Genomic DNA, 18,887 nt, shown 5'->3' on the forward strand with positions numbered 1-18,887 from the left:
AGGTCTGGCGCACGCACGCTCAGCGGCGCCTCGGTGTACGGATCAGCCCTTCCTGGATCACGGTGATCGCGAGCCGCCCGTCCTGCGTCCAGATCCGTGCCTGGCCCAGTCCGCGGCCGCCGAACGAGGACGGGGACTCCTGGTCGTACAGCAGCCACTCGTCGGCCCGGAACGGACGGTGGAACCACATCGCGTGGTCCAGACTCGCGCCGACCACGTCACCGACCGCCCAGCCGCCGCGCCCGTGGGCCAGCAGCACCGAGTCGAGCAGCGTCATGTCGGAGACGTACGTCGCCATGCAGACGTGCAGCAGCGGATCGTCGGCGAGCTTGCCCGTGGTGCGGAACCACACCTGGGAGCGGGGCTCGCGGGGTACGCCGACCGTGGCGTACGGGGGCTCGTCGACGTACCGCAGGTCCACGGCCGCCCGGGCTTCGAGCAACCGGTCGATCATCCCGGGGTCGGTGAAGCGGTCGGCGTACCGGGGCATCAGCTCCGCGGCCGTCGGCAGGGTCTCCGGGTCCGGCACGTCCGGCATGGGCGCCTGGTGGTCCAGCCCTTCCTCGTACGTCTGGAAGGAGGCGGAGAGGTGGAAGACCGGTTGTCCGTGCTGCACCGCGACGACCCGGCGGGTGGTGAAGGACCGGCCGTCACGGATGCGGTCGACGCTGTAGACGATCGGCGCGCCCGGGTCGCCCATCCGCAGGAAGTACGCGTGGAGGGAGTGCGCCCCGCAGTCGTCGGGCACGGTCCGGCCGGCCGCGACGAGGGCCTGGGCCGCGACCTGGCCGCCGAACACCCGGGGCACCACCGCCGAACGGCTGGTGCCCCGGAAGATGTCCCGCTCGATCCGCTCCAGATCGAGCAGACCGAGCAGGGAATCGAGTGCGTCGCTCATGGGAGGAACGTAACCGTCCTGGACCGCTGCGTTCTACGGGCCCGGGAGCCCTACAGGCCCATGGACTTGGCGATGATGGACTTCATGACCTCGCTGGTACCGCCGTAGATGCGGTTGACGCGGTTGTCCGCGTACAGACGCGCGATCGGGTACTCGTTCATGTAGCCGTAACCACCGTGCAGCTGGAGGCACTTGTCGATCACCCGGTGGGCGACCTCGGTGCAGAACAGCTTGGCGGAGGCAGCCTCGGCGGCGGTCAGCTCCTTGGCGTCGAGCGCCTCGATCGCCCGGTCGACGACGGCCTCGGCCGCGTCCACCTCGGCCTGGCAGGCGGCCAGTTCGAACTTCGTGTTCTGGAACGAGGCGACCGGCTTGCCGAAGACGGTCCGCTCGGAGACGTAACTCTGGGCGAACCGGATGGCGGCCTTGGCCTGCGAGTACGCGTTGACCGCGATGCCCAGGCGCTCCTGCGGGAGGTTCTGGCCGAGGTAGGAGAAGCCCTTGTTCTCCTCGCCGAGCAGGTCCTCGACCGGGACCTTCACGTCCACGAACGACAACTCGGCGGTGTCCGAGGTGCGCAGACCCAGCTTGTCGAGCTTGCGGCCGACCGAGTAGCCCTCGGCCTTGGTGTCGACCACCAGCAGCGAGATGCCGTGACGGCGGTCGTCGGCCTTCGGGGCGTCCGTACGGGCACAGACGATCACGCGGTCCGCGTGCACACCACCGGTGATGAAGGTCTTGGCGCCGTTGAGGACGTAGTGCGTGCCGTCCTCGGAGAGCTTGGCGGTCGTCTTCATCCCGGCCAGGTCGGAACCGGTGCCCGGCTCGGTCATGGCGATGGCGTACATCGTCTTGCCGGTCACGAAGTCCGGGAGCCAGCGCTCCTTCTGCTCCTTCGTGGCGTACGCCTTGAGGTACGGCAGGCAGAGCAGCACGTGCACACCGGAACCGCCGAAGGAGACGGCCGCACGTGCGGTCTCCTCGGAGATGATCGCCTCGAACTTGAAGGACTCGATGCCGGCGCCGCCGTACTCCTCGTCCACCTCGATGCCGAAGACGCCCAGCTCGGCCAGCTTGTAGTAGAAGTCACGCGGCACCAGACCGGAGGTGAACCACTCGTCGTAGTGGGGGACGACCTCGGCCTCGATGAAAGCGCGGATGGTCTCCCGGAACGCCTCGTGGTCCTCGTTGAATACCGTACGGCGCACGGGGTGCCTCCTTGGTCGGGTGCGTGGGCTTCGGCGAGCGGTGTACTTCGGCACCGAGCATGTCTAAGCGCTTGCTCAGTCCACCTCCGAAGTTACCCGGCGGTCACGGAGCTGTCCAGGGTGATACCGCGCACTCTCCCGGGCTCCCGCGCGCACCTGCCGCCCTGGGGCTCACTTCCTGCCCGACCTGATCCACGGCCACGTGACGAAGCAGGCCACCACCGGCGCGACGAGCATGGTCAGTATCCACAGACCGACACTCGCCGGGGAGTAGACGTAGTACTGCCACGACGCGGGGAGCGCCGAAGGCGCGAGCAGGAGCACGACCAGCGCGCCCCACGTGATCCCCACGGCTGCCACCAGACGTACGGCCGTCATGCTGCGGGCTCCTCCACGATCGACCGTCTCCGGGGGCGCGTCCTCACGGCCGTCCCGTCGTCGGGGGTAGGGATGCGCGCGGTGTCGTCGGGTGCGCGCGGGGGCGAGTTCACGGGGTGAGGTGGTCGGGCGTCAGGAGGAGAGGGACCCGTCCTTGACCGCCGCGACGAAGGCGGACCAACCCGGGGCGCCGAAGAGGATCGGTGGTTCCTGCGGGGACTTGGAGTCGCGGACCGGGACGGCCGACGGGTGGGCGTCGTCGACTTCCAGGCAACTGCCCGACTCGCTGCCGCTGTGGGAGGACTTGCGCCAGCGGCCGAAGTCGGGGGCACCGTCAAACGAGTGCTGGGCCATGGGTGTAGTCCTTCGCAGTAGCCCTCAACACCGCCAATGACTCCCTCAGTGGCAGAGCGTCGCTCAACGCAAGATCGTATCGAGCCTGGAGTGCTTCGACAACGGAGGGTGAGTCGTGCAGCTTTCCCATGTGTACCCCCTCGCTGTAGGCGACGGGTGGCTGATCCTCGAACCACATCAGCGTCAACATGCTCTCGAGAAGCGGGTGGAACCCGAGCGCCAGGGGAATGACGTGCACCCGCACGCGGCGTGACTCTGCCAGATCGATGACGTGCTGGATCTGCTCGCCCATGATTTCGGGTCCTCCGATCGGACGTCGTAGCGCCGCCTCGTCCAGGAGGGCCCACACCACGGGTGATCTTGGATCCTCGAGAATGCGTGAGCGCTCCAACCGTGCGACAACGGCTTTGTCACAAGCGGTGGGCCCCAGCGGCGGAAAGCCCATGCCCAGCACGGTGCGCGCGTACGCCTCGGTCTGCAGGATGCCGGGCATGTACGACAGGGCGAACTCGCGGATCATCGTTGCCTGCTGTTCCAGGTGCCGCGCCGCGCCGAAGTAGTCGGCGAGGACCCCCGCGCCCTCCTGGGGCCGGAAACTGCTCAGCACATCGCCCGTGTTCAGCACTTGGTCGAGTCTGCGCGCGTCTTCGAGCGAAGGCACGCGCCGTCCCGCCTCGATGTGGGAGATGTGCGACCTGGTCATGAAGGCCAGGTCGGCCAATTGCTGTTGGGTGTGCCCCGCCGCCTCGCGACGCGCCCGCAGCCACTCCCCGTACGTATTGCTCAAGGTCGACTCCCGTGCGACAAGTCCGGTGTCACCCCGAACCCCCTGGTGAGCGTAGCCCGGCCCGTCTCACTCTGTGAGGCAATCGCTACACAGTGGTGGTGCGAGGAACGGAGTTGACGGTATGGACGCATGGACGCCCGTCGGAGCGAGGCTGCTTCCCTGGGTCGGAGAGGGCGGGAAGCCCTGCTACGTGATCGGGGAGGGTGCGGGGCGTGTGTCCCGGCTCGCTGACGGTATCGAGAGCGTGCAGCTGGGCATGGCCAAGCAGCTGTTGGAGCACGCGGACGAGATGCTGCACGACCCGCGCGAGGTGACGCGCGACCAACTCGGATACGTGACACGGTGTCTGACGGCCTCGCTGCGCGACGTCCACCGGATCGCGGAGAGCCGGGGAAGCCGTCTCGCGGCGGTGGCCGACGGGATGCGCGACGAGCCCTCCCCGGGGACGGAGCCGCCCGTACGCTGAGGCCATGAGTGACGTGTACGCCGTGGACTTCTCCCTGGACCTCGATGCCTCCGTGCCCATCCCCGTCCTGACCGATCTGCAATGGCATCTCGGTGTGCGGGCCGACGGGGCCGAGTACGGAGAGTCCGGGGTCGCGGGCGCGTACCCCCTGCTGGCGGAGCGTGGACCGGCGGCGCGCATCGGCGGGGTGCTGGTGGGTGAGTTGGTGCGGACGCCCGGCGGCTGGTCGCTGACCGCCCGCCAGGAGGTGCACGCCGAGTCGTTGCCCGATCTCGACTCCCTCGTCGAGCGGCTCGCTCGGCACTCCCGAACCCCGGGGACCATCGGCCACCTCCGCTTCTACGAGGACGAACACCCCGAACTGCTGGTCAACCGGTCCGGGCTGCTGGTGAGGGTGCCCCTCGTCGCGGCGTGAGCCGAACCCCGGGGGGTGCGGGTCACGGCCGGCCGCTGAGGGGCGCGCCCCTCCACGCGTCCCCGGCTCTCACGACATCCGCAGGGCGACCCACAGCTCCGTCCGTACGTCCATGTCGTCCAGGTCGGTGTCCAGGAGCTCCGCGCACCGGCCGATGCGCTGGCGGACCGTGTTGCGGTGGATCCGGAGGGCCACTGCCGTACGGTCCCAGCTGCCGTGCAGTGACAGCCAGCAGCGCAGGGTCTCCCGCAGCGTCGCGGAGAGCGGCGCGAGCAGGGCGCGGGCGTGCGCCTCGGCCGCCTCCCCGGCCAGCAGGCCGGTCAGCCCCCGGTCGGTGCGGTGCCGCAGCAGGGGGGTACGGGTCGCCTCCGCGCGGGCCAGCGCCCGGGCCGCCCGGACGTCCGCCGCCGCGAGCCCGTCCAGGGGTACGGGGTCGGAGGCGCCGAGCACCCAGCCGGGCTGCGGGGTGAGCCGGGCGGTGTCGGTGAGCAGTACCCGTACCGCCTCCTCCGGGCGGCGGCCCGTGTCGACCAGTGCCGAACCGAGGGAGGCGCCGAGGGTGCCCGCCGTGAGCGGGGCGGTGCCGGCGCCGCTCGTGCGGCGGGCGTGCACCACGGTCCACGGGCCGTCCGAGCCGAGCAGGGGCCCCACCTCTTCCGGAGCCGCGCCCAGCAACAGCCGTACCAGCGCGGCGGAACGGTGCGCCGCGCCCGCGCCCTGGTGCGGGGCGGCCAGCAGCGAGAGCAGGACGACCGCCATGCCCGCCACCGTGTGATCGCCCGGCTCGCGACGGCCGGTCGCGAGGGCGAGCACGAGACCGTGGCCGCCACCGAGCGCGTACGCGGAGACGTGGGTGCCGTCCACCGTCTCGGTGGCGGACGCCGGAGCGGCCCGGTGCTCCTGCGGACCGACCACCCGGGCCAGCCGGGACAGCGCGGTGCGCACCGCCGGGGCGGTACGGGCGCCCGCCGCGTGGATCTCCTCGCCCTCCGGGCCCAGCAGCACCGCGCGCCCGCCCAACCGGGCCGTCAGCTGGTGGAGCACGGCCGGCACCGGGTCGGGCCGGGCCGCTGCCGAGGCGAGAGCCTGCTGGGCGCGGGCGGTGTGGCGCAGCTCGCGGTGGCGGGCGTCCGCCATCAGCTGCCAGACCGCCCGGGCGACCGAGGTGAACGCCGTCTCCGGCGGCACCTCCAGCAGCGGAAGACCGTACCGCTCGCACGCCTCCGCCAGTCCGGGCGGCACCGACTCGTGCACCGGCCGCACTCCGAAGCCCAGGGCCGCCGCGCCCGCCTCCACCACCCGCGAGACGTACCGGTCGGGATCCGCGAGCTGCACGCCCGCGCTGAGCAGCAGCTCGCCACCGAGGAGATAGGGGTACGGGTCGGCCATCTCCGAGGTGTGCACCCAGAGCAGGTCCGCCCGCTCCGGTCCGGCGATCCTGCGCAGCCCCAGCTCCTCGCGGGCGAGCAGCGCGCCCAGAGGGACGGGCGGCGGGGCCGGCGGGGCCGACGGGGTGGCGGGGACGGACGGGGTGGGTGGTCCGGTCGAGTCGGGCGGGGTGGGCGGTCCGGCTGAGGTGAGCGGCGCGGCGGGACCGTGGGGGACGGTGGGGCCGGCCGGCGCGGAGGAGCGTGGGGATGCGGAGGGCTCGGAGGAGCGTGGGGATGCGGAGGGCTCGGAGGGCTCGGAGGGCTCGGAGGAGTCCGGAGCTGAGGGATCCGCAGGACCTGCGGGGTCGGCGGGCCCGGCGGGATCCGCGGGCCCGGTGGGGCCGGCAGGTTCTGTGGGGGAATCCGGCATGGATGATTGCTCCACTGGGTGCGGCAAGGATGGAGGAAACGTACACTTCAGCGCCGCCCCTCGGCCGCTTACCGTCGTCAGGGCGCACGAGACGTACGCGGCGCGTGAGCCCCACCGGGGCGCACCCCGCCGTCCGCGGAACGGTCCGCGGGGCCACCATGGCATCCACCGGTGGGAGACGGCACCGCCCACCCCACCGAGCGCTGCCACCGCCCACCGAGGGCTGCCACCGCCCTCCGGGTGCGGAGGCCCCGGACCATCCGCATCCTCGTCCGGGAAGGCCCCGGAACACCCGGGAACGCCCCGGGCACCCTGGAACACCTCGAACGACCCGAAGGAAGGCCCCACACATGAGCAGCAGCGAAACGCCTCGCGGCCCCGTCGACTCCTCCCGGGTGCCCCGGTACGCCGGTCCCGCGACGTTCGCCCGGCTGCCCCGGCTCGACGAGGTCGGGACCGCCGACGTCGCCGTCGTCGGTGTGCCCTTCGACTCCGGCGTCTCCTACCGGCCCGGCGCCCGCTTCGGCGGCAACGCGATCCGCGAGGCTTCGCGGCTCCTGCGCCCCTACAACCCCGCACAGGACGCCTCCCCGTTCGCCCTCGCGCAGGTCGCCGACGCCGGTGACATCGCGGCCAACCCCTTCCACATCAACGAGGCCGTCGAGACGATCGAGGCCGCCGCCGACGACCTGCTCTCCACCGGCGCCCGCCTGATGACCCTCGGCGGTGACCACACCATCGCCCTGCCGCTGCTGCGTTCCGTCGCCAAGAAGCACGGCCCCGTCGCCCTCCTCCACTTCGACGCCCACCTGGACACCTGGGACACCTACTTCGGCGCCGAGTACACCCACGGCACCCCGTTCCGCCGGGCCGTCGAAGAGGGCATCCTCGACACCTCCGCCCTCTCCCACGTCGGTACCCGGGGCCCGCTCTACGGCAAGCAGGACCTCACCGACGACGCCAAACTGGGCTTCGGCATCGTCACCTCGGCCGACGTCATGCGGCGCGGCGTCGACGAGATCACCGACCAGCTCCGTCAGCGCATCGGGGACCGGCCGCTCTACATCTCCATCGACATCGACGTGCTCGACCCCGCCCACGCGCCCGGCACCGGCACCCCCGAGGCCGGCGGCCTCACCTCCCGCGAACTCCTGGAGATCGTGCGCGGCCTCGCCTCCTGCCACCTCGTCTCCGCCGACCTGGTGGAGGTGGCCCCCGCGTACGACCACGCGGAGATCACCTCCGTCGCCGCCTCGCACACCGCGTACGAGCTGACGACGATCATGGCCCGCCAGATCGCCGGGGCGCGTGCCAAGTGAGCCACGACCACGACGACCGGCCGCGCCTCACCCCGGCCCAGGCCGAAGCCGCACTCGCCCCCCCGCCCGGCCGCACCGGCGGTGACCTCGTCGTCGAGACCCTCCGGGGCCTCGGAGCGACCACCGTCTTCGGCCTGCCCGGCCAGCACGCGCTCGGCATCTTCGACGCCCTGCGCCGCTCCTCCCTCTCCTACGTCGGACTCCGTGTCGAGAACAACGCGGGGTTCGCCGCCGACGCCTACGGTCGCATCACCGGAGAGGTCGCCCCGCTCCTCCTCTCCACCGGCCCCGGCGCGCTGACCTCCCTCGCCGCCCTCCAGGAAGCGGCGGCGGCCTCCGCCCCGGTCCTCGCGATCTCCAGCCAGGTCCCGACCGCCGGTCTCGGCGGCGGCCGGCACGGCTACCTCCACGAACTGCGCGACCAGAAGGCCTCCTTCCGTGACGTGGTGAAGTCCGTCCACACCGTGCGGACCGCCTCCCAGATCCCCTCCGCCATCGCCGCCGCCTGGGAGTCCGCCCTCACCGCACCGCACGGGCCGGTCTGGATCGAGATCCCGCAGGACGTGCTGGTCTCCGGGACCACGCTGCCCCCGGTCTCCGCGATCGACGCCACCCCGCGCGAGCTCTACCCGCGCCCCGAACTGACGCTCGCCGCCGCCCGGCTGCTCTCCCGCGCCGAGCGCCCCGTGATCATCGCGGGCGGCGGAGTCGTCCGGTCCGACGCGAGCGGCAAGCTGCGCGCCCTCGCCGAGAAGCTGGACGCCCCGGTCGTCACCACCTTCGGCGGCAAGGGCGCCTTCCCCTGGGAGCACCCCCTCTCGCTCCGCTCCTGGCTGGAGGACCGGCACACCACCGACTTCCTGGAATCCGCCGACGTCCTCCTCGTGGTCGGCTCCGGGCTCGGCGAACTCTCCTCGAACTACCACACCTTCAGCCCTCGCGGCCGGGTCATCCAGATCGAGGCCGACGCCGGGAAGCTGGAGTCCAACCACCCCGCCCTCGGCATCCACTCGGACGCCCGCGAGGCCCTGGCCGACCTTCTGGACGCGGTCGAGACCCGCGAGGACCCCACCGCCGCGACGCGCGTCCGGACCCTGCTGGAGCAGGTCCGGGCCCGCATCGACGCCCAGGACCTCACCCTGGAGCAGCGCGTCCTCGCCTCCGTCCGCGAGGCGCTCCCCGACACCGCGCCCAGCTTCTGGGACATGACGATCCTGGCCTACTGGGCCTGGTCCGCCTTCGACGCCCGCCACCCCAACACCATGCACTCCGCCCAGGGCGCCGGCGGTCTCGGCTACGCCTTCCCCGCGGCCCTCGGAGCGGCCGCCGCCGACCCCGGCCGGCCGGTGCTCGCCGTCTCCGGCGACGGCGGAGCGATGTACTCCCTCGCCGAGCTCGCCACCGCACGGCAGTACGACCTCCCGGTCACCTGGCTGATCGTCGACGACGGCGGCTACGGCATCCTGCGCGAGTACATGACGGACGCCTTCGGCGAGGCGACCGCCACCGAGCTGGCCCGCCCGGACTTCGTCGCCCTCGCCGGGTCCTTCGGCGTCCCGGGCGTCCGCACCTCACCCGAGGCCCTCGCCGCCGACCTGGCGAAGGCGCTCGCCGAACCCGGACCGTCCGTCGTCGTGCTCCCGGCGCAGCTGAGGATGTTCGCCCCGACGCACCTCTGACCGGAGCACCGGCGGGGGCGCCGGTGGGGGCACCCCCGCCGGCGCCCGCAGGGGCATCGGCGGGAAGGACACCGACGCGGAGGAGGCGCCGACACGGAGGAGGTCGGTGCGCGCCTGCTCAGCGCACGCCGGTCTTCTTCTCGATCACCGCTATCTGGTCCTCACGCCCCCGCAGGAACTCCGACTGCGAGGCAGGGTCGAGGGAACCCGGGAACTCCCTCGTCACCGGCATCGCGTCCGGCAGCAGCCCGAAGATCGTGTCCACCGCGCCGACCGGATGGACCCGCCGCGCCTCCATGTAGTGCTTGCCGGCGAGGGCCAGCGCCTCCCGGAGATGGCCCAGGGGTCTCCCGGCCGTCCTGGAGCGGTGGCCCTCCTCGCTCAGCCGCTGTCCGCCGCCCGGACTGAGCCGTTGCAGCACTTCGAGCACCGCGTACACCTGTCCGCTGCGGTACGCGTCCGTCCTCGTCGGTCCCTCGCTCATGGAGTCCCCCGCCCCCTTGTTCGTTGTCCGGTTATGCGTATTCGTGCTCGTCCTCGCACTCGTCCCAGAGAGGACGGTGCGACGCGGGCCGCGCCCCGTGGCAGAGCCGTCCGTCGACTTGGTAACCCAGCGTAGTCGGAGATCGAACGTCCGCCGGGGTCCGCCTTGTGACTTCAGTCGATCGAGTGAACACCCCGAGACCTTTGACGGGCATGTGTTGCAGCGGGATGAAATCCGCAGCCCAGGGCGTTGGTGCGTTGCGGAAGATCAGTGGGAACGAGCCACGCGAGCACACGTGTCGCAGGCGACGGCAGGGCGATCAGGAGGCATCGGTGGCGGGCGCGGAACACCAGGGAGCGGCACCACGGGATCCGCGGAGGCCCGGGAAGGCGAACGGTGCGAAGCCGAACGGTGCGAAGCCGAACGGTGCGAAGCCGAACGGTGCGAAGCCGAACGGTGCGAATCCGGCCGGCCCCGGGGCGCCCGGCCCCGAAGCACCGGCCCCGGGCACGTCCGGCCCGCAGGCGTCCGGCCCGCAGGCGTCCGGCCGGAAGGCCTCCGGTCCGGGCTCGTCCGCCCCGGGACCCCGCGGACGGGCGCCCCAGGGATGGGCCCGGCGGCTGACCGGCTACGCGTGGCGCTACCGCCGTGACGTTATCCTCGCCCTCGGTTCCTCCCTCGCCGGGATGGGCGTGATGGCCCTCGTCCCGCTGATCACCAAGGTGATCATCGACGACGTCGTCACCACGCACACCCGCTCGCTCGCCGTCTGGACCGGCCTGCTGATAGGGGCGGCGGTGGTCATCTACGTCACCGCGTTCGTCCGCCGCTACTACGGCGGCCGGCTCGCCCTCGACGTCCAGCACGACCTGCGCACCGAGATGTACGCGACCATCACCAAGCTCGACGGCAGACGTCAGGACGAGCTCTCCACCGGACAGGTCGTCGGGCGCGCCACCAGCGACCTCCAGCTCATCCAGAGCCTGCTCTTCATGCTCCCGATGACCATCGGGAACCTCCTGCTCTTCCTCGTCTCCCTGGTGATCATGGCGTGGCTCTCCCCGCTGCTGACCCTGGTCGCGGTCGCCGTCGCCCCCGCGATCTGGTTCATCGCCCGCCGCTCCCGTACCCGCCTCTTCCCGGCCACCTGGTACGCCCAGAGCCAGGCGGCGGCGGTCGCGGGCGTGGTCGACGGCGCCGTCTCCGGAGTCCGGGTCGTCAAGGGCTTCGGCCAGGAGGAGCAGGAGACCGGGAAGCTCCGCGAGGTGGGCCGCCGGCTCTTCGCCGGCCGGATGCGCACCATCCGGCTCAACGCCCGCTACACCCCGGCGCTCCAGGCGGTGCCCGCGCTCGGCCAGGTCGCGATGCTGGCGCTCGGCGGCTGGCTGGCGACCCGGGGCCAGATCACCCTCGGGACCTTCGTCGCGTTCTCCTCGTACCTCGCGCAGCTCGTCGGGCCGGTCCGGATGCTCGCCGTGGTCCTCACCGTGGGCCAGCAGGCCCGTGCCGGGGTGGACCGGGTGCTGGAGCTGATCGACACCGAGCCGACCTTCGCCGACGGCACGAAGGAGCTGCCGGCCGACGCCCCCGCCGGTGTCGAGTTCGACGACGTGAGCTTCGGTTACGGCACGCCCCCGGGCGCCCCCGGCGCGGATCCCGGCATCGGCGCGGACACCGGCGACGGCGAGGAGTCCGCCTACCGTCCCGTGCTCGACGGGTTCTCCCTCTCCATCGCCCCGGGCGAGACCGTCGCGCTGGTCGGCGCGTCCGGCAGCGGCAAGTCCACCGTCTCCCTGCTGCTGCCGCGCTTCTACGACGTGACGCGCGGCGCCGTCCTGGTCGGCGGGCACGACGTCCGCGAGCTGACCCTCGGCTCGCTGCGCGCCGCCATCGGGCTCGTCCCCGAGGACAGCTTCCTCTTCTCCGAGAGCGTGGGCGCCAACATCGCCTACGGGCGCCCCGACGCCACCCAGGAGGAGATCGAGGCCGCCGCCCGCGCCGCCCGGGCCGACCGGTTCATCGCCGACCTTCCGAAGGGGTACGACACCAAGGTCGGCGAGCACGGCCTCACCCTCTCCGGCGGGCAGCGCCAGCGCGTCGCGCTCGCCCGCGCGATCCTCACGGATCCCCGCCTCCTCGTCCTCGACGACGCCACCTCGGCGGTCGACGCCCGTGTCGAGCACGAGATCCACGAGACGCTCCGGCAGGTCATGGCGGGCCGCACCACCCTGCTCATCGCACACCGCCGGTCCACCCTCGGCCTCGCCGACCGCATCGCCGTCCTCGACGGCGGACGCCTCTCCGACATCGGCACCCACGAGGAGCTGCAGCGGCGCTCCGCGCTCTACCGGCGCCTGCTGACCGACCCGGACGAGCTGGGCGGCACCTCGCCCGGCCACCAGCCGGCGCCCGCCGTCCCGCCGCTGGAGGACGACCGCACGCTCCAGGAGGAGATGGAGGCGGAGTTCGACGCCGAACGCGGCATCACGCCCGCCCTCTGGATCCGCAAGGACCAGGGGCGCGACCGGGCGATCGCCGGGATGCCCGCCACCCCGGAGCTGCTCGCCCAGGTGGAGGCGCTGCCGCCCGCCACGGACCTCCCGGAGATCGACGAGGAGGGCGCCGTCCGGCCCGAGGACTCCTACGGACTGCGCCGGCTGCTGCGCGGCTTCGGGGCGGTGCTGCTGGTCAGCCTCGGGCTGGTCGCGGTGGACGCCGGGATGGGGCTCCTGCTGCCCGTACTGATCCGGCACGGCATCGACGAGGGCGTCACCCGGATGTCGACCGGGGCGATCTGGACGGCCTCGCTCCTCGGGCTGGCCGCCGTCGTCGTGCAGTGGGCCGCGCAGATCGGAGAGACCCGCAAGACCGGGCGCACCGGTGAGCGGGTGCTCTACTCGCTGCGGCTCAAGATCTTCTCCCAGCTCCAGCGGCTCGGCCTCGACTACTACGAGCGCGAGCTGACCGGCCGGATCATGACCAGGATGACGACCGACGTCGACGCGCTCTCCTCGTTCCTGCAGACCGGTCTGGTCACCGCGTTCGTCTCCGTCGTCACCTTCTTCGGGATCATGGCGGCGCTGCTGATCCTGGACGTGCAGCTGGCCCTCGTCGTCTTCGCCACCCTGCCGCTGCTGATCGCCGGGACCTTCGTCTTCCGCCGCAAGAGTGTGGCCGCCTACCAGCTCGCCCGTGAGCGCATCGGCGCGGTCAACGCCGATCTCCAGGAGTCCGTCTCCGGCCTGCGGATCGTGCAGGCGTTCAACCGCCAGCGGGACGGCGCGGCGCGGTTCGCGGAGCGCAGCACCCACTACCGGCAGGCCCGGGTGCGGGGACAGTGGCTCATCTCCGTCTACTTCCCCTTCGTGCAGCTGCTCTCCTCCGTCGCCTCGGCCGCCGTGCTGATCGTGGGTGCCGGCCGGGTGGACGACGGCACCCTGATGGTCGGTGCGCTCGTCGCCTACCTCCTCTACATCGACCTGTTCTTCGCCCCCGTGCAGCAGCTCTCCCAGGTCTTCGACGGCTACCAGCAGGCCACCGTCTCCCTCGGCCGCATCCAGGAGCTGCTGCGGGAACCCACCTCCACCGCCGATCCGGACGCGCCGGTGGAGCTCTCCGAGCTGCGCGGCGACATCGCGTTCGAGAACGTCTCCTTCGCCTACGGGGACGAGGAGGAGGCACTGACCGGAGTCGACCTGCGCATCCCGGCCGGGCAGACCGTGGCGTTCGTCGGTGAGACCGGCGCGGGGAAGTCGACGCTGGTCAAGCTGGTCGCCCGGTTCTACGACCCGACGTCCGGCAAAGTCACCGCGGACGGCACCGATCTGCGCCTGCTCGACATGACGGCCTACCGGCACCACCTCGGAGTCGTACCGCAGGAGTCGTACCTCTTCCCCGGCACGGTCCGCGACGCCATCGCGTACGGCGTTCCGGACGCCTCCGACGCCCGGGTGGAGGCGGCGGCCCGCGCGGTCGGCGCGCACGACATGATCGCCACGCTGGACGGCGGGTACCTCCACGAGGTCGCCGAGCGGGGCCGCAACCTCTCCGCCGGGCAGCGCCAGCTCATCGCGCTCGCCCGTGCCGAACTGGTCGACCCCGACGTGCTGCTCCTCGACGAGGCGACCGCCTCCCTGGACCTCGCCAGCGAGGCCCTCGTCAACCAGGCCACCGACCGGCTCACCGGCCGCCGCACCACGCTCGTCGTCGCGCACCGGCTGACCACGGCCGCGCGCGCGGACCGGGTCGTGGTGATGGAGCACGGCCGGGTGGTGGAGGACGGTTCGCACGACGAACTCCTCGCCCTGGAGGGCCCGTACGCCCGGCTGTGGCGCACCTTCATAGGGGAGGACGAGCCCGCGGCGGTCTGAGTACCCCTCCCCCGGCGCGGCCCGCGCGCCGCGCCCGGGGGACAACCGGGTCTGGCGTGACGCGTGTTGATCCCGCTAGGTTCACGGCCAACGTCGTGAACCCAGGGGAGTGTGTATGCGCAAGACGCTCAGAGGTGCTCTGTCGCTCGCGTTGCTGATCGGCACGGTCGGTGCGACAGGCGTCTCGGCCGGTGCGGCCACCGCCGCGCAGCCGGCCGCGGAACAGGCGGTCACCCCGCTCGCCGCCGACAGCGCGGACAGCGCCGACATCAAGGACCGCATCCTCGCGATACCGGGGATGAGCCTGATCGAGGAGAAGCCGGTCACCGGCTACCGCTACTTCGTCCTCAACTACACGCAGCCGATCGACCACCGCCACCCGTCCCGGGGGACCTTCCAGCAGCGGATCACCCTGCTGCACAAGGACACCTCGCGGCCCACGGTCTTCTACACCAGCGGGTACAACGTCTCCACCTCGGCGAGCCGCAGCGAACCGACCCGGATCGTCGACGGCAACCAGGTCTCGCTGGAGTACCGCTTCTTCACGCCCTCGCGCCCCCAGCCCGCCGACTGGTCGAAGCTCGACATCTGGCAGGCCGCCAGTGACCAGCACCGGGTGTTCACCGCGCTGAAGAAGATCTACGACCGGAAGTGGCTGGCGACCGGCGGCTCCAAGGGCGGCATGACCGCCACCTACTTCGAGCGCTACTACCCGAAGGACATGGACGCCGTCGTCGCCTACGTCGCGCCGAACGACGTGGTGAACGACGAGGACTCGGCGTACGACCGCTTCTTCCGGACGGTCGGTACGAAGGAGTGCCGCGACAAGCTGAGCGCCGTCCAGCGCGAGGCACTGATCCGGCGTGCGCCCCTGGAGGAGAAGTACGCGGCGTACGCGGCGGAGAACGGCTACACCTTCACCACCGTGGGCACCCTGGACAAGGCGTACGAAGCCGTCGTCATGGACTACGTCTGGGCCTTCTGGCAGTACAGCAAGGTCGCCGACTGCGCGGCCCTGCCGGCCGACGCCACGACCGCCACCGACCAGGAGATCTGGGACTCGGTCGACGGGATCTCCGGCTTCTCCGCCTACGCCGACCAGGGGCTCTCCACCTACACGCCGTACTACTACCAGGCAGGCACCCAGCTCGGCTCGCCCGACATCGAGCAGCCGTGGCTCGGCACGCTGAGCCGTTACGGCTACCAGCCGCCGCGCAACTTCGTGCCGCGTTCCATCCCCATGACCTTCCAGCGGGGCGTCATGCGGGACGTGGACTCCTGGGTCACCCACCACGCCACCCGGATGATGTACGTCTACGGACAGAACGACCCGTGGGGCGCCGAGCGGTTCGGCCCCGGCAGGGGCTCCCGCGACAGCTACGTCTACACCGCGCCCGGTGCCAACCACGGCGCCAACGTGGCGGGTCTGGTGGCCGACGAGAGCGCGGAGGCCACCGCGACCATCCTGCGCTGGGCGGGCGTCACCCCGGCGGCCGTGGTCGCCGACCCGGCGAAGGCCGCGCCACTGGCGAGGTACGACACCCGGCTCGACCACCAGGACGCGCAGCTGAACCGGCAGCGCACCCTGCACCCCTGACCGGCCCGGAAACCGCGACCGGCGCGCGCCCGCTTCCACAGCGGGCGCGCGCCGGTCGCGTTCTCGGGACGATCCGGACGTGCGGGACGGATTCAGTAGGACAGGCCGTACCCCACCGGGTACAGCACCTGCGAGGGGTCGTCCGCGCGCTGCACCGGGACGGGCAGCCGCCCGCCCGGCTCGGCGTGGCCCGCGATCACCCGTGCGGCGGCGCGCAGTTCGACATCGGTCCAGGAGTACGCCGCGAGGCTCGCCGCGTACCCCGTTCCGGCCAGTCGCGCGATGTCGTACGGGTTGCGGATGGCGACCGTGACGACCGGGACCCCGGTCGCGGCCAGCGCGCTCACCAGGGTGCGCTGCGAGCCGGTCGCCGTCACGTTGTACGTGCCGACCACGACCGCGTCCTTGCCGGCCGCCGCCGCCACCGCTTCGGCGATCTTCGCCTGGGTCGGCGCCGTACCGGTGGACAGGGCCGTCGCCGTGTGGCCCAGCGCGGTGAACTCCGCGGCCAGCGTGGTGGTCGGCGGACCCGTCGTACCGGACGGGGAGGCCGGGTCCGCGCCCACCACCAGGAGGTTCCTGTGGCTGCGCCGGGAGAGCGGCAGCAGCCCGGTGGGGTTGGCGAGCAGGGTGGTGGTGTGTTCGGCGATCCGGTCGGCGGCGGCGAGATGGGCCCGGGTGCCTACGACCCTGTCCACCTGCGAGTCCTTGACGAACGGATCCCGGAAGAGGCCGAGTTTCGCCTTCAGCCGCAGAATGCGCAGAACCGATTCCTCAATGCGGGCCTCGGTGAGTTCGCCCGAGCGCACGGCGGTGAGCACGGCGTTCCACGCGACGTCGAGGCCGGGCGGGTTCAGCAGCTGGTCCACACCCGCCTTCAGCGCCAGCACGGGGACGCGCTCGTCGCCGTACTTGGTGCGCACGCCCTCCATGCCCAGCGCGTCCGTCACCACCACCCCGTCGTAGCCCAACTCCTCGCGCAGGATGCCGGTGAGGATCGGCCGGGAGAGGGTCGCCGGATCCTCCGACGGGTCGAGCGCCGGGACCACGATGTGCGCCGTCATGATCGAGTCGATGCCCGCCGCGATCGCCGCCCGGAACGGCGGGGCGTCCAGCTCGGACCACTGCTCGCGGGTGTGGGTGATGACGGGCAGCCCGGTGTGACTGTCGGTACTGGTGTCACCGTGGCCCGGGAAGTGCTTGGCCGTCGAGGCGATCCCCGCCCCCTGATACCCCTTCACCTGCGCGGCGACCATCCCCGCCACGGAGCCGGGATCGGAGCCGAACGACCGCACGCCGATCACCGGGTTGGCCGGATTGACGTTGACGTCGGCGTCGGGCGCGTAGTTCTGGTTGATGCCGAGGGCGGCCAGTTCGGCGCCCGCGATCTGACCGGCCCGGCGGGCGTCGGCCCGCGAGCCACCCGCGCCCAGCGCCATCGCGCCCGGCAGCAGGGTGGCCGGTTCGCCGACGCGGCAGACGATGCCGTGCTCCTGGTCGGTGGAGACCAACAGCGGCACCTTGGAGGGCCCGGCGAGCCCGGCCCGCTGGATGCCGTTGGAGAGCGCGGCGATCTGGTGCGGGTCGCGGGTGTTGTGCGCCCAGGCGAAGTAGATGATGCCGCCGACGTGGTACTTCGCGATCATCTCGGCGGCGGTACGGACCCCGATCTCGGCGAGGTTGGCGTCGATGTCCGCCTGGTCCGGCGCGGTGGCGGAGTGTCCGTACACCCGCATCACGAAGAGCTGGCCGACCTTCTCCTCGAGGCTCATCCCGGCGACGATCCGCCGGAGCCGTTCCACGGGGACGCCCCGGGAGTCCGTCGACGGGGAGGCGGGTGAGCCCGTCCGGTCCGCCGCGGCGGCGCCCGGGACGGTGACCGTGCCGGTGGCCGCGGCCGCCGCGGTGGCCGCCGCAGCGGCGAGGAGGGTGCGTCTGGAGGTGCGGTGGTGCACGTGAGCCCCTTCCGGTACTGAAAGAAACTTCCAAGACAGTACGGATATAGGGAAAGTAACTTCCGGTCAAGGGCCCTCGCCCGGCCGCGCCGCCCCGGTGCCGGAGGATTGCGGGCAAACCGGCGCGGCGCCCCCGCAGCCGCACGCCCGCCCGGAGGCCGGGCGCCTCCCGCGGGCCGGGGCCTTTCCGGCGCCTGTCCGGAGGCCGGGCGCCTCCCACGGGCCGGGGCCTTTCCGCGCGCCGCGTCCGGTCGTCAGGTCAGACCGATCGCCCGCCCGTGCGCGAGCAGCGCCGCGACCGCCGCCGTGATCGCCGGACGCCGGGCCGCCCCCGTCCGCCAGAGGGCGTACAGCCTGCGCACCGGTACGGGGTCGAGTCGCACCGCGACCACGCCCTCCGGCAGTGGCCCGCGGCCCAGGCGCGGGATCATCGCGACCCCCAGCCCGGCGGAGACGAGGGCGAGCTGGGTGTGGTTCTCCTCCGCCCGGTGCCGGATGTCGGGTTCGTACCCCGCCGCCCGCAGCGTCCGCAGGAGCCAGTCGTGGCAGACCGTGCCGGGCGGCTGGCAGATCCACCGCTCCCGCGCCAGCTCCTCGCGCAGCACCGCCGTGCGCCCCGCCAGCGGGTGGCCGCGCGGTACCAGCAGATCGCACCGGTCGTCACCGATCACCGCCTGGTCCAGCCCTTCCGGCGCGGGCAGCGGCGCGATGTCCCAGTCGTGCGCGACCGCCAGATCGATCACACCCTTCGCCACCAGGTCCACCGACAGATGCGGGTCCACCTCGGTCAGCCGGGCGTCCAGCGTCGGATGGTCGCGGTCCAGGCCGGAGAGGACGCCCGGCAGCAGGCCGCGTGCGGCGGACGCGAAGGCGCCGATCGACAGGGTGCCCGTCGGCCGGCCCCTGCGCTCCTCCAGCGTCGTCTGTGCCCGCTCCATGATGGTCAGCAACTCCTGTGCCGTGGCAGCGAGATGAATCGCCTCCTCGGTCAGTGCGATGCCGCGCCCGCGCCGCTCCAGCAGGGTCGTCCGGGTCTCCCGCTCCAACTTGGTGATCTGCTGGGAGATCGCGGACGGGGTGTACCCGAGCGCCGAGGCGGCTCCGGCGACCGAACCGTGCACCGACACGGCGTGCAGGGCGCGCAACCGGGCGAGATCGAGCATCGTGTCCTCCAGGA

15 protein-coding genes are annotated in these 18,887 nt (G+C 72.3%); 6 read left to right on the forward strand and 9 right to left on the reverse strand.

The window, feature by feature from the left end:
* Positions 1 to 19: 19 nt before the first annotated feature.
* From PZB77_RS20675 to PZB77_RS20695, 5 genes are all read right to left on the reverse strand, one after another.
* Positions 20 to 898 carry an acyl-CoA thioesterase II gene (locus PZB77_RS20675; protein WP_275494101.1) on the reverse strand — a complete coding sequence of 293 codons (879 nt, stop codon included), beginning with the start codon at positions 896 to 898 and terminating at the stop codon, positions 20 to 22.
* A gap of 50 nt (positions 899 to 948) precedes the next feature.
* Complete coding sequence (locus PZB77_RS20680) at positions 949 to 2,106, reverse strand: acyl-CoA dehydrogenase family protein (protein WP_275494102.1); 1,158 nt, start codon at positions 2,104 to 2,106, stop codon at positions 949 to 951.
* Between the two features lie 171 nt (positions 2,107 to 2,277).
* Complete coding sequence (locus PZB77_RS20685) at positions 2,278 to 2,484, reverse strand: hypothetical protein (protein WP_275494103.1); 207 nt, start codon at positions 2,482 to 2,484, stop codon at positions 2,278 to 2,280.
* Between the two features lie 132 nt (positions 2,485 to 2,616).
* The gene (locus tag PZB77_RS20690; protein WP_275494104.1) at positions 2,617 to 2,838 is read right to left on the reverse strand and encodes a DUF397 domain-containing protein; all 222 of its coding nucleotides are present in this window, start codon (positions 2,836 to 2,838) and stop codon (positions 2,617 to 2,619) included.
* Complete coding sequence (locus tag PZB77_RS20695; protein WP_275494105.1) at positions 2,819 to 3,625, reverse strand: helix-turn-helix transcriptional regulator; 807 nt, start codon at positions 3,623 to 3,625, stop codon at positions 2,819 to 2,821. The genes PZB77_RS20690 and PZB77_RS20695 overlap by 20 nt, the downstream gene beginning before the upstream one ends.
* Before the next feature lie 121 nt (positions 3,626 to 3,746).
* Here PZB77_RS20695 and PZB77_RS20700 point away from each other — a divergent pair, with 121 nt between their 5' ends.
* Positions 3,747 to 4,091: a hypothetical protein gene (locus PZB77_RS20700; RefSeq protein ID WP_275494106.1), complete on the forward strand. Its 345-nt coding sequence runs from the start codon at positions 3,747 to 3,749 to the stop codon at positions 4,089 to 4,091.
* A 4-nt stretch (positions 4,092 to 4,095) separates the two neighbouring features.
* A complete protein-coding gene (locus PZB77_RS20705; RefSeq protein WP_275494107.1) occupies positions 4,096 to 4,506 on the forward strand; it encodes a hypothetical protein in 411 nt (136 codons plus the stop codon).
* Positions 4,507 to 4,575: 69 nt separating this feature from the next.
* Here the strand turns inward: PZB77_RS20705 and PZB77_RS20710 are convergent, their stop codons facing one another.
* Positions 4,576 to 6,306 (reverse strand): PucR family transcriptional regulator ligand-binding domain-containing protein, encoded by a 1,731-nt coding sequence (locus PZB77_RS20710; RefSeq protein WP_275494108.1) that lies wholly within the window; start codon positions 6,304 to 6,306, stop codon positions 4,576 to 4,578.
* Positions 6,307 to 6,656: 350 nt separating this feature from the next.
* Between PZB77_RS20710 and speB the strand changes: the two genes are divergently transcribed.
* A complete protein-coding gene (speB, locus tag PZB77_RS20715; RefSeq protein ID WP_275494109.1) occupies positions 6,657 to 7,625 on the forward strand; it encodes an agmatinase in 969 nt (322 codons plus the stop codon).
* Positions 7,622 to 9,304, forward strand: coding sequence for a thiamine pyrophosphate-binding protein (locus PZB77_RS20720; RefSeq protein ID WP_275494110.1), 1,683 nt, complete (start codon positions 7,622 to 7,624; stop codon positions 9,302 to 9,304). Before speB ends, PZB77_RS20720 begins: the two co-directional genes overlap by 4 nt.
* A gap of 118 nt (positions 9,305 to 9,422) precedes the next feature.
* Here PZB77_RS20720 and PZB77_RS20725 read toward each other — a convergent pair whose 3' ends face one another.
* Positions 9,423 to 9,788, reverse strand: a complete 366-nt coding sequence (locus PZB77_RS20725; RefSeq protein WP_275494111.1) for a hypothetical protein — start codon at positions 9,786 to 9,788, stop codon at positions 9,423 to 9,425.
* Positions 9,789 to 10,408: 620 nt separating this feature from the next.
* On the opposite strand from PZB77_RS20725, the gene PZB77_RS20730 reads away from it, so the two are divergent.
* Both PZB77_RS20730 and PZB77_RS20735 read left to right on the forward strand, forming a co-directional pair.
* Positions 10,409 to 14,158 carry an ABC transporter ATP-binding protein gene (locus PZB77_RS20730; protein WP_275496147.1) on the forward strand — a complete coding sequence of 1,250 codons (3,750 nt, stop codon included), beginning with the start codon at positions 10,409 to 10,411 and terminating at the stop codon, positions 14,156 to 14,158.
* Between the two features lie 115 nt (positions 14,159 to 14,273).
* Positions 14,274 to 15,755 carry a S28 family serine protease gene (locus PZB77_RS20735; RefSeq protein ID WP_275494112.1) on the forward strand — a complete coding sequence of 494 codons (1,482 nt, stop codon included), beginning with the start codon at positions 14,274 to 14,276 and terminating at the stop codon, positions 15,753 to 15,755.
* A 92-nt stretch (positions 15,756 to 15,847) separates the two neighbouring features.
* Here PZB77_RS20735 and PZB77_RS20740 read toward each other — a convergent pair whose 3' ends face one another.
* Positions 15,848 to 17,710 (reverse strand): glycoside hydrolase family 3 protein, encoded by a 1,863-nt coding sequence (locus PZB77_RS20740; protein WP_275494113.1) that lies wholly within the window; start codon positions 17,708 to 17,710, stop codon positions 15,848 to 15,850.
* A gap of 254 nt (positions 17,711 to 17,964) precedes the next feature.
* Positions 17,965 to 18,873, reverse strand: a complete 909-nt coding sequence (locus PZB77_RS20745) for a LysR family transcriptional regulator (protein ID WP_275494114.1) — start codon at positions 18,871 to 18,873, stop codon at positions 17,965 to 17,967.
* Between the last annotated feature and the right edge of the window lie 14 nt (positions 18,874 to 18,887).

This window comes from Streptomyces sp. AM 2-1-1 (genome assembly GCF_029167645.1).
In the GTDB taxonomy this organism is placed as follows: Bacteria; Actinomycetota; Actinomycetes; order Streptomycetales; family Streptomycetaceae; genus Streptomyces.